Genomic DNA, 15,674 nt, shown 5'->3' with positions numbered 1-15,674 from the left:
CCAAAGCAACAGGAAGAGCCATATTGGCTAATTTATAGCCGAATTTCTCTAGCAATCATATGAAGGATGTTTAAATTTATGAAATTTTTCCGATATAAGTTTTAATCTGGAAGTCCTATAAAAAATTTAGAGGTGAATGATGTGAGGAGATCATTGATTTTTCAAATAGACGGAAGAGAACGTGAGCAACGTTTAAGGACGAAATTGCTTATGAATACTCCTCAACCAAAAGAGGGATCTGAGCTACCACACATCTCTACAAAACTAACACAGGAGCAAATACATAATATGATGCAAGTCATTGAGGAAATTCGCCTGAAACGTTATAAAGAAAGACTATAAATGTAAGCGCCTTCTAAGCTATAATAGCTGAGGAGGTGTTTTTAATGAACGTGATTTTTATAGAAGCGATTTCAGGTACAGAGCTTTTACAAATGGTGTCACATGATGTAGCAGGCATATTAGCAGCGGTGCAGGGCGAAAGTGTGACGTTTCCAGTTGGCCATTTTAAGTATGAATTTCATAACTTAGACTTTTATGAGCAAGATGGAGAAATACGACAAGAATTAGTCATTTACGTAAAGAAAATATAACCATCGTATAATACTCCGTAAAAAAGAAAAAATAAATACAGGTGCAAGTAGAGCAATTTAATTGCTTTTATTTAAACCTGTAACTATAATAGTTACAACAGGTGGTGATACATATGGTGAACAGTCGATTTTCGGTAGCGATCCATATACTTTCTCTCATTGCAACAACATCTGATAAAAGCCAGCTGACGTCTGAGTATATCGCAGGAAGTGTGAATACAAATCCAGTTGTCGTGCGACGAATGATCGGTGTGTTAAAAAAAGCGGGCTTACTAACATCGCAATCAGGTATTGCAGGCTATGACTTATTAGTGGAGCCGAAAGATTTAACGCTATTAGCTATTTACCATGCGATTGATGGGCCAGAGCAGCTATTTGCGATTCATGATGAGCCAAATCCAGCATGTACGGTTGGTCGAGAAATCCAACGGACATTGGAAGGTGTTTATACATCTGTCTGGCATGCAATGGAAGAACAACTACAAGCACAAACTTTACAGGATGTGCTAGATCAACTTCGTTAACATCAACGAAGTCGGTCTTTTGTATCCAACCTGTAACTAGAATGGTTACACATGAGAATAGGAGGAATTATTAATATGAAAATAGCGGTAATTGGTGCAACAGGGAAAGCAGGACAAAAAATTGTAGGGGAGGCACTGCAACGTGGTTATGATGTAACTGCGATTGTACGTTCATCTTCAAAAGTAACGTCAAATATTCAAGTAATTGAAAAGGATGTCTATGAATTATCTCAAGAAGATGTGAAAGGTTTTGACGTAGTCGTAAATGCATTTGGTGCTCCTTTTGGTCAGGAGGAATTACATGTGAAAGCTGGCCGTCATTTAATTGAAATTTTCACTGGTATTCATACAAAATTATTTGTTGTCGGTGGTGCAGGTAGTCTGTTTGTAGACCCAGAAAAAACTGTACGCGTAATGGATACACCGGATTTTCCAGAAATGTTTTACGCGACAGCTAAAAACCAAGGTGAGAATTTACGTGACTTACAACAATCAACTATTACTTGGACATTCTTAAGCCCATCTGCTTTCTTTGATCCAGAAGGTTCACGTACAGCTAATTATACTACTGGAGAAGATCATTTATTAGTAAATGCTGCTGGAGAAAGTTATGTGAGCTATGCAGATTATGCCGTTGCAGTGTTAGATGAAATTGAAAATCCAAAGCATGTTAACAGCCGTTTTACAGTTTCTTCTAATAAATATTGATTTAGAACGGAACATATAAAATATATTTATAAGTCAAAGTGTTCTTGGAATATGGTGTACATTAGCTGAACTAATACAAACAATTAGTTCAGCTTTTTTTATATTGTGATTACTGAACGATTGGGAAAATTTATCTCGCATTGTAATAGTTCGATTGGTGAAGATTAATAATCAGTGAAGGATGAACCCACAGCTTAAAGTTTCACTTTATGTTTTTATAATCAGCTTGAATTAATTTCCTGTTGATCTAAGGGTATTCTTGCTTCTAACCCTTTAATAATAACGAGTAAAATGACTAACCAAAGTAAAAAAGTGGTGACCTTATATCTTAATGGTTTCAGCGTAGTGCTCGGTTTTTAGAGAATAACAATATCTTTTCAAGGAAATTTTCATTTTACAGACAAATGACTGTTTACAATACGGCATTAATTAGCTACTATCAAGTGTGAGGATTACATAAAAGGAGACGACAATTATGTCCACACAACGAATAGAAAAAGACTTTTTAGGTGAACGTGCCTTACCAAGCAATGCTTATTACGGAATTCAGACGCTTCGTGCAACTGAAAATTTCCCGATTACAGGATATACAATTCACCCTGCTCTTATTAAAGCAATGGGTATTGTAAAAAAAGCAGCTGCTTTAAGTAATATGGAGGTACACCTACTTTCAACAGATATCGGAGATGCAATTGTCGAGGCTGCACAAGAAGTTATTGACGGCGAGTGGGATGCTGAATTTATCGTTGACCCAATCCAAGGTGGAGCTGGCACATCTATTAATATGAATGCCAACGAGGTTATTGCTAACCGTGCCTTAGAGATTTTAGGCAAAGAAAAAGGCGACTACAAAACAATTAGCCCAAACAGCCATGTTAATATGTCACAATCAACAAACGATGCTTTCCCAACAGCAATTCATATTGCTGTGTTAAATTTGATAGATGAACTACTTCTTACAATGGAAAACATGCAAGCGGTGTTCCACCAAAAAGCGGAGCAATTCGCGCATGTTATTAAAATGGGTCGTACACATTTACAAGACGCTGTACCGATTCGATTAGGGCAAGAATTTGAAGCATATTGCCGTGTAATCACACGTGATATTGCGCGTATTCGCCAATCTCGCCCAAATTTATATGATGTAAATATGGGAGCAACAGCTGTTGGTACAGGTTTAAATGCATTTCCTGACTATATTCAATCAGTTGATGTTCATCTTGCTGAAATTTCAGGATTGCCACTTAAAGGCGCTACACACCTGGTGGATGCAACACAAAATACTGATGCTTATACAGAAGTATCAGGCGCATTAAAAATTTGTATGATTAATATATCGAAAATTGCTAATGACCTTCGTTTAATGGCATCTGGTCCACGTGCTGGATTAGGGGAAATCGTTTTACCAGCTCGTCAACCTGGATCTTCTATTATGCCAGGGAAAGTAAATCCTGTTATGCCAGAGGTTCTTAACCAAGTGGCATTCCAAGTAATTGGTAATGACCATACGATTTCTTTAGCTTCTGAAGCAGGACAATTAGAATTAAACGTTATGGAGCCTGTTCTTGTCTTTAACTTAATTCAATCTATTAGCATTATGAATAACGTGTTCCGAGCATTTACACAAAATTGCTTGAAGGATATTGAAGCAAACGAAGACCGCATGAAAGAATATGTGGAAAAAAGCGTTGGTGTGTTAACAGCAGTGAACCCACATATTGGCTATGAGGTAGCTGCACGAATTGCGCGTGAAGCAATTTTATCTGGTCGTTCAATTCGTGAGCTTTGCATTGAAGAAGGTGTACTAACGAAAGAGCAATTAGATTTAATTCTAGATCCATATGAGATGACACATCCTGGTATTGCCGGATCAAGTATTATGAAATTAAAATAATTTATTATGAAAGCACTTTGTCTAAGGCAAAGTGCTTTTTTGTTTTTAAAAACTATTATGTCAATAAATTTTAGGAGTCATACTTTTATATCACATCTTCATTGAAACAATGGTTTTTGATATTACGAAAGTACTTTCTCATTTGTAAATCATTTTCCTTACAAAAGTTGGTCTTTTTTCTATGAATTTCAGGAGAATTAAACTATAATGACTACATTGGAATAATATAATAGTTGGGGGAATTTAGTATGAGTTTACGTAAAAAAAGTATAATTTGCTTTTCTACTTTAAATGTTCTCATGGGTATCATTTTAATTATAGACCTAGCAAATTTAACTTCATTAAAATGGCTATCCACTTTATTAACGGTAATTGGGATTACTATGACATTATCTTGTATTTTCTATGTGAAATTTAAAATTATTAAGCCTATTAATCAATTAGCAGAATCCGCTCAAGCAATCGCTGATGGAGATTTGCATACTGCTCCGATTGAAATAAATTCCAATGATGAGATTTCAGACTTAGCTAAAGCGTTTATAGAGATGAAAGAACAATTACATACGATGACACAAAAAATTGCCAGTAGTTCTACAGATTTATCAGCGAGCATAGAGGAGTTATCAGCAAGTACAAATGAAATTACAAATGCAGTTAACGAAGTTGATTCACAAATGGAGAATACGACTGAGGGTCTTAAGAAAGCAGCACAGTCTGCAAATGAAAGTGCTATTGCTATGCAAGAAACTGCTGATGGCATTGAACGTATTACCGTGGCAACGCAAGATGTATTTGATCATGCAAAAGAAGCAAATGACATTGCAGGCAACGGTGCGGAAATTTTACATGTGGCTAAAAATCAGATGGAATTTATTTCGACTTCTACTGAAAAAACAAGTGAATTAATGCAGCAATTATCTGGAAAAATGACGGATATCAAATCTATGACAGACATGATTACGGCTATTACGGATCAAACGAATTTGCTTGCATTAAATGCAGCGATTGAAGCGGCTCGTGCTGGAGAGCATGGTAAAGGCTTTGCAGTAGTAGCAGAGGAAGTTCGAAAATTGGCTGAGCAATCTAAGCATTCGGCTATTCAAATTGTCGAGCTAGTAGTGGGCATTGAAAGTGATACAAAACAAGTAGCTACTTCTGTCGAAGAGGACTTGAAAAATGTTCAACAGGGCGTCTATGTTATTGATGAGGCTACAAAGTCGTTTGGTACGATCTCTCAGCATGTTAGCAAAATGACGAACCAGCTAGAGGATATATCCGCAACGGCTGAAGAACTTTCAAGTAGTGCGAATGAGGTGACAAAATTAGTATCGACAATCGCTAATGGAATGGATAGTTTGTCTAATTCTACAGAGGTCGTTCTGCAGTCAGTTGATGAGCAAAGTGCCTCCATGCAAGCAGTCAACATGGTAGTGTCACAAGACTTATGTGCACAGGCTGAAAATTTACAAAAGCTGACACAGAGATTTAGTAGACACTAATTGAAAGAAATATAGTATTCATTAAAAAAGGCTATTTTGCAGGAATAAATTTTTTCTGCGAAATAACCTTTTTTATTTTATATGAGGCGGATTGATTAATCTTTGTTACTAGTGATAGCGTAGAGCCGATTCCTTTACTTAATAGCTTCGAAATAAAATATTAAATAAGCCGAAAAAATCCGTTTTTATCGTCAAAAATACTATGCTAATCATAAACAACATTTCTGCGAGAGTAGCAACAAAATCTCTTTTATTTTCCGCATATCTCCATTCCATAAATGCTCGTAACATTTCAGATGCTATTAAAAAGACAATCATGATAAACCACGGTTCTGAATACCGAAAAATTCCAACTTTATCATAGTGAATTGTTTGATACGAACTAATTAAAAATAGAATCATAAAAATTATTCGTACAGACCAATCTAGTTTTTTATGTCTTTCGTTAATGTGATTATAAGAAAACCATTTCTTTCTTTCGACACCTAACAGCCTTCTAATGACAAATTCAAAAGTACTAATTACTAAAACAAGCACAATTAGAAAAAGCATTAGTGTTCCAAATTCGATATTAATATTATTCAATTTCATTCACCTCACAACCTGATCTTTTCTTAACTAAACGAAAGAGGTAGTAACTCTAGATTATTTAATTTCTATAATACATAAACTTCCTGATAAAACATGAAGAGTTATATTCCACCCTTCACTGACTTTTTGAAAATATTTGATATATAAAGACGCGCCATATATGCACATTGTGACACCCAAATGCCTCTAAGCTTCTTCATATGATCCCGAATCCCACCCTTTTCTAAACTAACTGAAAATTTTATCTGTATAGAGAGTGTAGCACAGCAGATCATTATTTGGTAATTAATTGGAGAGTGTACGACAAACGGAAGTACCGGTTATATGCATACACGAGTATTCGAGTGCGGGAGCATGGGGAGACTTTGAAATTTATTTAAAAACACTAAAAGATGAAATTATGATTTAGGTATTATTTGATTTTATTGGTATAATATTGAAAGAAAGGTAGGGGGTATGAATGGGGATAAATTTTAATAGCTTTTTTAAAGAAGAATTGTCAGTAATCGATATTCAGACAGCTATGGTACAAGGTGATATAACATCAAAAGAAATAACTATGTATTATTTACACAGAATTGCTAAGTATGATCAAGGTGGACAGAAGATTAATTCTATGCTTGAAATTAATCCAGAAGCGATATTTATTGCCGAAGCATTAGATGAGGAAAGACTAACAAAAGGGGCTAGAGGGCCTCTACACGGAATTCCGGTAGTTTTAAAAGATAATATCGAAACGAAAGATTTTATGCACACTAGTGCAGGCGTAATTGCATTAGAAAATTATTTAGCTAAGCAGGATGCATTTCTAGTAAAAAAGCTCCGTGAAGCAGGGGCAGTTATTTTAGGGAAAACAAATATGACTGAATTAGCAAATGGTATGTCGAGTACGATGTGGGCAGGTTATAGTTCTCGAGGTGGTCAAACACTTAATCCTTATGGTGATCCAGAACTTTTTGTGGGAGGATCTAGTTCGGGGTCAGCAGTAGCGGTAGCATCGAATTTTTCTGTTTTATCAATTGGAACTGAGACAGACGCCTCGATTTTAAGTCCTGCTATTCAAAATTCAGTAGTCGGCATAAAACCGACTGTTGGGCTCATTAGTCGACAAGGCATTATTCCGTTTACATACTCTCAAGACACAGCAGGGCCAATGGCTAGAACAGTAACAGATGCAGCTATTTTATTGGGCGTATTAACAGGAGTAGATCAAGACGACGTCGCTACATATAAAAGTGAAAGAAGATTATATAAGGATTACACCAAGTTTTTAGATGTAACGGGATTAAATGGTGCTAGAATTGGTGTTTATAATAATGCCTCAAAAGCTTATTATGACTCAGGGGAATATGATGAAACACTTTTTAATAATGCCATTCAGGTTTTAAGAGAGCAAGGAGCCGAAATTATAGAAGGAATCGAAATCCCTTCTTTTCATAGAGACTGGAAATGGGGAGTACCGCAATATGAATTAAAGCATAGTTTAAATAATTTCCTTGTTAATCTACCTTCTCACATGCCTGTCCATTCTATCTCTGAGTTAATTCAATTTAATAAACGTTCAAAAGGAAAGTCGTTGAAATATGGGCAGGATAAATTGGAATCGAGAGAGAAATTATCGAACACGTTAAGAGATTCTGACTATTTACATGCAAAACTAGAGGATTTGTATTTTTCTCAAGAACAAGGAATCGACTATACATTAAAAAAATATGAATTAGATGCGATTATTTTTCCATCATATATAGGTTCGACAATAAGTGCGAAAGCTGGATATCCGTCTATTGCCGTCCCAGCAGGGTATATGGAAAATGGGAGACCGTTTGGTATAACTTTCGCAGGAACTGCATTTAGTGAAGATGTTCTAATAAAACTCGCATTTTCATTTGAGCAAGCAACTAAATTACGAAAAGCTCCGAAGTTGAGTGAGTAGTTTTAAAATATCTAACTGCCTCAATTGACTTTAAAAATACAGTACTTTACTATTAATAGTAAGAAATCTGGTATTTTCCAATTTCTTTACAACTGAATAGCGTGGAGTAATAGGTGTAAATTGCGTGCGATTTACTTAAATGGGAAGTCGGTGCAAATCCGACACTGTCCCGCAACTGTAAATGTGAGCGACTTTTCATAGACCACTGTTTAACGACGGGAAGGGGAAAAGTAGTGATGATCATGAGTCAGGATACCTGCCTATTATGAGTACACACCATAACCCTACGAGGAATAGGAGGTGGCATGTTGACAAAACAGAATGCTCTGTTCGTCACTGTACGTCAAACGCCCAAGATAAAAGAAGGTATTTGCTGTCGAGCTAATTCTTTCATATTTGGGCATTGTTTGACATTATATGATGAACGAAAAAGATAGAATGAAGGATTTCCTCGCGTTAATAGGAAATCCTTTTTTTACTGATGACTTCCGTTTTGAAAATATGTACGAAAAGAGGATGCAGTATGACGAATATTCATGTATATACAGCACAGCAACCACAATCTTTAGATATGAAAATTTGTAAGCAGCCACGCACTGAAGTTACTAAGAAAGCTACAACAAGAATGGTTGTAGAATCACTTGTTGATCAATTAATAGCTAGCAATCTTATTAGTAATGAACGATTATTTGAGCAAATTTTATATAACAAAGATATTATTTGGATTCAAAATGAAAATATTAAAGGGCACCTTTTTGCAAAGGCGGATATAACAGATCAGCTTAAAACAAAAACAAATAGTTTTATGATGTATATGCCGACAAATCCAATTGTGTATGAGGTGAATGGTGAGCATTATCATTTAATTACACGCATAGATTCGACGCGTGCAAAACCAAATTTAGAGCGACTTTCCCAAGATCCTAATCCAATATTAAGTGCTGCTCGGGTCAATGATTTATTGTGCTCGATCGTAATGCGCTTTTATGAAACATATTTCGAGGATCTATCACAGGTAGCTCATAAAGACAAAAAACTGATTAATTTTGTAGAGCGAGAGTATCATCAATTTTTAGAAGCTGTGAAGGAACTTAATGATTATCATTTAAACTGGCATCCACGTGGTAACGGTCATGAACTATTGCTAGAATTAATTGATAATTTGCAACTTTTGAGAAGCCGACCTGGCAAGATTTTAATCGATTTTTCTACTTCCCATAGCCACGTTGTGGAACCTTCATATCGCATTTTTAAACAAGCATAGAAAACAGTACAAGCTTTATAAAAATAGTCGTGCTGGGTGAAGAAGAATACCCGCGAAAGCAGGGTAAATACCCGCGGAAGCAAGGTAAATACCCGCGCAAAGGCAGAATACCCGCGGATGCACAGTAAATACCCGCGAAAGGAGAGCAAGTACTCGCGCAAAGCAAGATTACCCGCAATAGCATAGTAAATCCCCACGAAACATAATAAACAGGACGATGATATAAAATCATGTCCTGTTTTTATGAATTCAGTCAATACAATGCATAGCTGCTTCTGCTTCTTGCCAAGGAACGGAGTAGCCCTTGCCTTTTGTACAAAAAATACTAGAGGATGTATACTCGGGGTCGGCGTTTTTATCGTAGCCAATTTGTGCAATGATGTCTTCCGTATTGTGACACACATCATAACCATCAAATTGTAGAGAAAGTACGCCCTTACCATTAGTATAGGCAGCAAAGGTTGTACTGTAGCTCATAAATGTTGCGACAGGGGCTCGACCGGTTAAAATCGCATCATGTTCAGTTAAGATTGGCGCTTCAAATGTACCAGCAGCTTGTTGAATATCGGTCATCATGCGGCCGATAAAATCACTAGGAGCTTTTAGCTTAAAGCGATAATACGGCTCTAGTAATACATTTTCTGCTTGCTCTAGCCCTTGCCGTAATGCTCGAAATGATGCCTCACGGAAGTCGCCACCATCAGTATGTTTAATATGTGCGCGTCCCGTTAAAAGAGTGAAGCGAACATCTGTCACAGGGAATCCTGTTAACAGCCCATGATGAGCGCGCTCGAATAAATGTTTTTCAATGAGTCGTTGATGCCCTACCGATAAATCATCCGCATGACATGCATTGACAAATGTATTACCAGTACCGCGTGTATTTGGCTCCATCAATAAATGTACTTCTGCATAATGCTTTAATGGCTCAAAATGACCATAGCCTGTCACCGTTGTTGCGATCGTTTCCATATATAAAATCTGGGGTTCGCTAAATGAAATGTCTAGTGAGAAGCGTTTATTAAGCACGTCGACAAGAACCTCGAGTTGGATGACACCCATAATATGTACATGAATTTCTTGAAATTTTTCATGCCACAGCACACGTAATGATGGTTCTTCCGCTTCGAGTGTGCGGAAAATTTTTAATACATCCTTTATATGTTGATCGCCTTCATATTGTACTTTCGCCTGTAATGTCGGTACTAATTCATAAGGCTGCGGGTTACCTGAATTACCAATGATATCTCCGATGTTTGCTTGACTAATTCCTTTAACAGCGAAAATCTCCCCGGCCTCGACCTCTTGAACTGTTACATAACGACTGCCATTGTATAGTCGAATCTCAGTCACTTTTTCTGTTACATCTCCAAAGGAAAATTCATCACGCACATGTAACGTTCCTTGTTGTGCCTTTAAAAAAGTTAAGCGTTGATGCCCATCATGACGAATTTTAAACACTTCACCTTGGAACGGGGCATTGTTATTTAAATGTGTTTCTGTAAGTAGGGGAAGCTGTGCTAGGAATTCCTTTATCCCAATATCTTTCAAGGCAGAGCCAGAAAAACATAGAAAGGCCTTTTCCTGTTTAACCATCGTTTGTAAGTGAGTAAGGCAGCTAGAGCTATCCAATGTCTCATTAAGAAAAGCATCGAGAAGCTGCTCATCACGTTCAGCAAGCCACTCCATCATGTGAGTTGAAACATAGTCCGAACGGAGCGGTTCATCTACTAATAGTACATCCTGAGAGCAGTCCTTTTGAAGCTGTGCCATTACGGCTCCAACATCCGCTCCTTCACGGTCAATTTTGTTGATAAAGAAAAAGGTTGGAACGTGATATTGGCGTAAAAGTTGCCACACTGTTTCCGTATGACCTTGTAGTCCTTCAACCGCACTAACAATAATAATGGCATAATCCATAACCCGAATTGCACGCTCCATCTCTGGCGAGAAATCGACGTGTCCAGGTGTATCGATTAACGTATATGTATCATTTCCAATCGTCATGCGACCTTGCTCTGCAAAAATCGTAATGCCTCGCTGACGCTCTAGCTCATGATTATCTAGAAATGTGTCCTGGTGATCTACTCGACCACGGGCTTGAATACTGTTTGTATGAAATAGTAACTGCTCAGAAAATGTTGTTTTTCCTGCATCAACGTGAGCAAGTACTCCAATTGTTACATTCATAAAAAATCCTCGTTTCTATTAATTCATATCAACATTGTAACAGAAATGGGTGAAAAAATATTTCGTGTAGAGTTTATGTCGCAATAGTGTTAATATATTTATGATTATGATTTATTTGTAAGATTGTGTATCTGATTATTTACAACAAAATAAAAACGACGTATTGGTGCAAATGATTTTGTCATTTGCTTAAAAGGGAAATCGGTGCAAATCCGATGCTGTCCCGCAACTGTAAATGGGGAGTCTATACGAGATGCCACTGTAGCCACGCTATGGGAAGGCGTATAGATGATGAACCTAAGCCAGGATACCTGCCAATATATATTTTTTACTTAAACCACGAGGATGGAGATAGTGAACAGGTTGAAGAACCTTTCTTTCGCTATGCTAACCTCTTGGAAACAAGGGGATTTTTTTATGCCCTTTTTAACTTCTTGTAATACGAACTTGGTAGCAAAGAAGTCTAATGATTTCTTTCTATATATTTAACATCAAAGGAGAAGAGGACATGAAGAAATGGAAACAATTATGGCTTGTCTTTGCAATAGCATTGATCGCTATATTGGGCGCGTGTAACGCAAAGGACAAACCAGAATCTGCAGCGAAGGGTGAGAAAATAGAGCCTTCACAAGCTGAAACGACAGAAGTAACCATTGAAAATAATGGAACAACACAAGTATATAAGGAAGCACCCAAAAAAGCGATTAGCTTAAATCAGCACGTGACAGAAATTATGCTGGCTTTAGGTTTAGAAGATTCCATGGTAGGGACGGCATACTTAGATGATAAAATTTACGAGCCCCTGCAAGCTGCCTACGATAAAGTGCCTGTGTTAGCTGAACAGTATCCTTCAAAGGAGCAGGTTATTAATGCTGAAGCAGACTTTTTATACGGTGGTTGGAAAAGTGCCTTTGGAGAGAAAGGTGTTGGTACGCAGGAGGAGCTTGAGACATTGGGGATTCACACCTATTTACATACTGCCTCAAACATGACGAAACCTACTTTAGACGATATTTTCACAGATATTCGAAATATCGCAAAAATTTTCCGCGTTGAGGATCGTGGAGAAGCTTTAATTGAGAAAATGACAAAGGATGTCGAGGCAGTTCGAGCAAAATTACCGCAAGATGGGAAAGAAATGCGCGTTTTAGTGTTTGATAGTGGAGATAAAGATGTCTTTACTGCTGGACAGAACTTTATGAATGAGCTAGTCACTATGGCTGGCGGTAAAAATATTTTTGGTGATGTAGAATCAGGATGGACTACGGTATCAAAAGAGGATGTAGTAGAACGAAATCCAGAAGTTGTTGTAGTCGTTGATTACGGAGAAACTACAGCGGAAGAAAAAATAAATTTCTTAAAAAATGATCCAGCCCTAAAAGAAACGGAAGCAGTAAAAAATGAACGCTTTGTGATCTTACCGCTTTCTGCTGCGTCAGAAGGAGTTCGTGCTGCAGAAGCTATTCAAGTATTAGCAAAAGGCTTCTATCCTGAAAGCTTTAAAAACTAGAAAAAATCTGGGCTAGCGTTTTGCTAGCTCTTTTTTTATAAGGAGAGGAATAAATGAGTGCATTCCGTACAAATATACCGGATAAAACCTTTGAAAAGCTAAACAGTAATGGAGATTTTACTCGTCTTGCCGTAAGTCCCGGCATTATTAATAAGCATTATACTCCTGTACAATTTAAAACAATAGCTAAGGTTGTAGGGGAAACTGGTGCTATCAAATATTCAGCCTCTTACAGCATATTATTATCTATTCCAACAATAGATGTAGCAAATACGATTGAGGATCTAGAAGATGCTGGTCTGTATGTGGCAAAGCAAGGACCGATTGTGGCGATGAAGGCCTGTGATTTTTGTGATGGGGATAAGATGGAGGCAGCACCGATTACTGAACAGCTATATCATTCATTAGAAGGAATAACGGTCCCTACAAGATTACGTGTAAACGTCAATGGCTGTGCCTCTGCCTGTTATAATGCGGTGTATGATGATATTGGGCTTGTCTATCAAAAGGATAGCTTTGACGTCTATTTAGGAGCAGTACCAATGGGGGCGAATGCACAAGCCGGAGCTCTATTTGCAAAAAGGGTAGGCGTGGAGCATATTGAAGATTTTTTAAAGCAAATCATCAGTCTCTATAAGGAACATGCACGTCCAAATGAACCTTTTTATAAATTTTATAGCAGAACAAAATCTGCTGATTATTGGAAGATGTTAAAAAGTAAGACTTAATCGAATTATGAAAGCAAGAAATTTTATTTGGTTGTTAATCAACTATAATTAATTCCTAGTTCAATACGGTGAACAATATAGATGTCTTGCTCAATAATATTCGGGTCACCCGTTGGAATTCTCACCACTGTAAAATCCTCTCTGGGATAAAAAAACAATTTCTCCTTAAAAGCAGGAATAATACTTAGGGCGTCGAAATATTCTACTAAGTAATGAAAATTCAACACAAAGGGGATTTAAAATATGACTTTGAAACAAGGGATTCAACCAGAAGATCTATATCAATTAAAATCTGTGGCAGATCCACAAGTATCACCTGACGGAACAGAAGTTGTGTATGTAGAGACGCATATTGATGAGAAGAAAAAGGACTACGTGTCTAATTTGTTTTACATAAACTTGCATGAAAAAAAGCCTCAACAATGGACATTTGGTGAAGATAAAACGAATTCACCTGTTTGGTCTCCTGATGGCAGTAAAATAGCGTTTGTATCAACGAGAAATGGCAAACCACAGATTTTTGTGCTTTCTAAAGCAGGTGGGGAAGCGAAACAAGTTACTAATTGTAAAAATGGTGCGACATCGCCTGTTTGGTCTCCGTGTGGTAAGAATATAGCATTCTCGGCAAATTTAGGTAAAAATGAAAGCGTTTATGATAAAGCTGAAAAAGATAAGAAAGAGGATAAAGAACTTAAACCACTTGAAATAGAAAAGATGAAATATAAGTCAGATGCTGCTGGGTTTATTGATATGGAGCAATTTTCTCAAATTGCCATCGTCAATCTGGAATCTGGAGAATTAGAGCTAGTTACGGAAGGAAAACATAATTTACAACTTGGTACATGGTCTCCAAACGGAAAATATCTTTCTTACATTGCTGACTTAACAGAGGATCAAGATTTTTCATTCGTGTGTGATATTTACTTATTGGATTTAGAAACGAAACATGGTCGCAAGTTAACGGAAGGAACAGGGGTGTTTTACCAAACATCATGGTCACCGAATAGCCGTTACGTAGCTTATATTGGAAGTGAAAGAGAATTTGAAAATGCGACACAAGCAAAGCTATGGATTTATGATTTGGAAAATAACAATACGACATGTGTAACGAGTGAATTTGACGCGTCAGTCGGTGATTTTGTCGTCGGTGATTTCCTGCAAGGTGTCGTTGCTCCGCGTATCCAATGGTTGGATGATAACAAAAGCTTTTACTTCCAAGTGACGGATCATGGAAATACAGCGATTTATTTTGGCAATCTATCTGGAGAATTATATCCAGCTATTCATGATGATCAGTATGTCTATGGTTTTACGCTTGATCATAAAAATGATAAAGCAGTAGTCGCAATCAGCACGACTACAAACCCTGGTGATCTATTTTACGTAAATTTAAATACCGGTGAAAAGGAACAGCTTACTACAGTTAATGAAGAATTTTTAAAGACGAAAGAATTATCTGTTCCAGAAGCAATTGAATATGAAGGGGCAGATGGCTGGAAAGTAAGCGGTTGGATGATGAAGCCTATTGGCTATGAAGAAGGAGAAAAGTACCCACTTATTCTTGAAATCCATGGTGGACCTCACGCTATGTATGCCAATTCATATTTTAACGAATTCCAAATTCTTGCTGCACAAGGTTATGCGGTTCTCTTTACGAATCCTCGCGGAAGCCATGGCTACGGTCAAAAATTTGTGGATGCGGTTCGTGGTGATTATGGCGGCAATGATTATAATGATCTAATGGCCGCTGTTGACTATGCATTGGAGCATTATGATTTCATTGACAAAAACCGTCTCGGGGTGACAGGTGGGAGCTATGGGGGCTTCATGACAAACTGGATTGTCGGTCATACAAATCGCTTTAAAGCTGCTGTTACGCAACGTTGCATTTCTAACTGGATTAGCTTTTACGGCGTAAGTGATATCGGCTATTACTTCAATGACTGGCAAATCCAAGCGGGACTTGACGATATAGAGAAGCTATGGAATCATTCGCCACTTAAATATGTAGACAATGTGGAGACGCCACTGTTGATTTTACACAGCGAAAAAGACTATCGCTGTCCGATTGAACAAGCAGAGCAATTATTTATTGCCTTAAAACATCGTAAAAAAGAAACTAAATTTGTTCGCTTCCCTGAATCCAATCACGAACTTTCTAGAAGCGGAAAACCAACGTTACGAATCAATAGACTAGAATATATTAGGGATTGGTTTGTGAAATATCTATAAAATAAATA

Annotated in this window: 13 protein-coding genes and 2 riboswitches; of the genes, 11 read left to right on the top strand and 2 right to left on the bottom strand. The window is 37.3% G+C overall.

Annotated features, from left to right (window positions below; translation table 11 throughout):
• The first annotated feature begins 153 nt into the window (after positions 1 to 153).
• From ACIQLB_RS16780 to ACIQLB_RS16755, 6 genes are all read left to right on the top strand, one after another.
• On the top strand, positions 154 to 342 hold the full coding sequence (locus ACIQLB_RS16780; protein WP_370043214.1) for a hypothetical protein: 189 nt from the start codon (positions 154 to 156) through the stop codon (positions 340 to 342).
• 44 nt (positions 343 to 386) lie between these two features.
• The gene (locus ACIQLB_RS16775; RefSeq protein ID WP_400728098.1) at positions 387 to 593 is read left to right on the top strand and encodes a thymidylate synthase; all 207 of its coding nucleotides are present in this window, start codon (positions 387 to 389) and stop codon (positions 591 to 593) included.
• A 113-nt stretch (positions 594 to 706) separates the two neighbouring features.
• Positions 707 to 1,117, top strand: a complete 411-nt coding sequence (locus tag ACIQLB_RS16770) for an Rrf2 family transcriptional regulator (RefSeq protein WP_400728095.1) — start codon at positions 707 to 709, stop codon at positions 1,115 to 1,117.
• Between the two features lie 75 nt (positions 1,118 to 1,192).
• Positions 1,193 to 1,825 carry an NAD(P)-dependent oxidoreductase gene (locus tag ACIQLB_RS16765; protein WP_400728092.1) on the top strand — a complete coding sequence of 211 codons (633 nt, stop codon included), beginning with the start codon at positions 1,193 to 1,195 and terminating at the stop codon, positions 1,823 to 1,825.
• A 475-nt stretch (positions 1,826 to 2,300) separates the two neighbouring features.
• On the top strand, positions 2,301 to 3,719 hold the full coding sequence (gene aspA / locus ACIQLB_RS16760) for an aspartate ammonia-lyase (RefSeq protein ID WP_400728089.1): 1,419 nt from the start codon (positions 2,301 to 2,303) through the stop codon (positions 3,717 to 3,719).
• A 248-nt stretch (positions 3,720 to 3,967) separates the two neighbouring features.
• Positions 3,968 to 5,218: a methyl-accepting chemotaxis protein gene (locus tag ACIQLB_RS16755; protein WP_400728086.1), complete on the top strand. Its 1,251-nt coding sequence runs from the start codon at positions 3,968 to 3,970 to the stop codon at positions 5,216 to 5,218.
• Between the two features lie 138 nt (positions 5,219 to 5,356).
• Here the strand turns inward: ACIQLB_RS16755 and ACIQLB_RS16750 are convergent, their stop codons facing one another.
• The gene (locus tag ACIQLB_RS16750) at positions 5,357 to 5,809 is read right to left on the bottom strand and encodes a DUF4181 domain-containing protein (protein WP_400728083.1); all 453 of its coding nucleotides are present in this window, start codon (positions 5,807 to 5,809) and stop codon (positions 5,357 to 5,359) included.
• Positions 5,810 to 6,269: 460 nt separating this feature from the next.
• Between ACIQLB_RS16750 and ACIQLB_RS16745 the strand changes: the two genes are divergently transcribed.
• Both ACIQLB_RS16745 and ACIQLB_RS16740 read left to right on the top strand, forming a co-directional pair.
• The gene (locus ACIQLB_RS16745) at positions 6,270 to 7,742 is read left to right on the top strand and encodes an amidase family protein (protein ID WP_400728079.1); all 1,473 of its coding nucleotides are present in this window, start codon (positions 6,270 to 6,272) and stop codon (positions 7,740 to 7,742) included.
• A gap of 94 nt (positions 7,743 to 7,836) precedes the next feature.
• Positions 7,837 to 8,020: riboswitch (cobalamin riboswitch) on the top strand.
• A gap of 245 nt (positions 8,021 to 8,265) precedes the next feature.
• On the top strand, positions 8,266 to 9,006 hold the full coding sequence (locus ACIQLB_RS16740) for a hypothetical protein (RefSeq protein WP_400728076.1): 741 nt from the start codon (positions 8,266 to 8,268) through the stop codon (positions 9,004 to 9,006).
• Between the two features lie 249 nt (positions 9,007 to 9,255).
• Here the strand turns inward: ACIQLB_RS16740 and ACIQLB_RS16735 are convergent, their stop codons facing one another.
• Complete coding sequence (locus tag ACIQLB_RS16735; RefSeq protein WP_400728073.1) at positions 9,256 to 11,196, bottom strand: GTP-binding protein; 1,941 nt, start codon at positions 11,194 to 11,196, stop codon at positions 9,256 to 9,258.
• 147 nt (positions 11,197 to 11,343) lie between these two features.
• Positions 11,344 to 11,529: riboswitch (cobalamin riboswitch) on the top strand.
• A gap of 175 nt (positions 11,530 to 11,704) precedes the next feature.
• Here ACIQLB_RS16735 and ACIQLB_RS16730 point away from each other — a divergent pair.
• From ACIQLB_RS16730 to ACIQLB_RS16720, 3 genes are all read left to right on the top strand, one after another.
• A complete protein-coding gene (locus ACIQLB_RS16730) occupies positions 11,705 to 12,706 on the top strand; it encodes an ABC transporter substrate-binding protein (protein WP_400728070.1) in 1,002 nt (333 codons plus the stop codon).
• A 53-nt stretch (positions 12,707 to 12,759) separates the two neighbouring features.
• Positions 12,760 to 13,434 carry a precorrin-3B methylase gene (locus ACIQLB_RS16725; protein WP_400728067.1) on the top strand — a complete coding sequence of 225 codons (675 nt, stop codon included), beginning with the start codon at positions 12,760 to 12,762 and terminating at the stop codon, positions 13,432 to 13,434.
• A 243-nt stretch (positions 13,435 to 13,677) separates the two neighbouring features.
• Positions 13,678 to 15,666, top strand: a complete 1,989-nt coding sequence (locus tag ACIQLB_RS16720) for a S9 family peptidase (RefSeq protein WP_400728064.1) — start codon at positions 13,678 to 13,680, stop codon at positions 15,664 to 15,666.
• The last annotated feature ends 8 nt before the right edge of the window (positions 15,667 to 15,674 follow it).

It is taken from the genome of Lysinibacillus sp. NPDC092081 (assembly GCF_044755845.1).
Lineage (GTDB): Bacteria > Bacillota > Bacilli > Bacillales_A > Planococcaceae > Lysinibacillus.
Note: the sequence above shows the minus strand (reverse complement) of the source record. Positions and strands in the feature narration are given on the sequence as shown.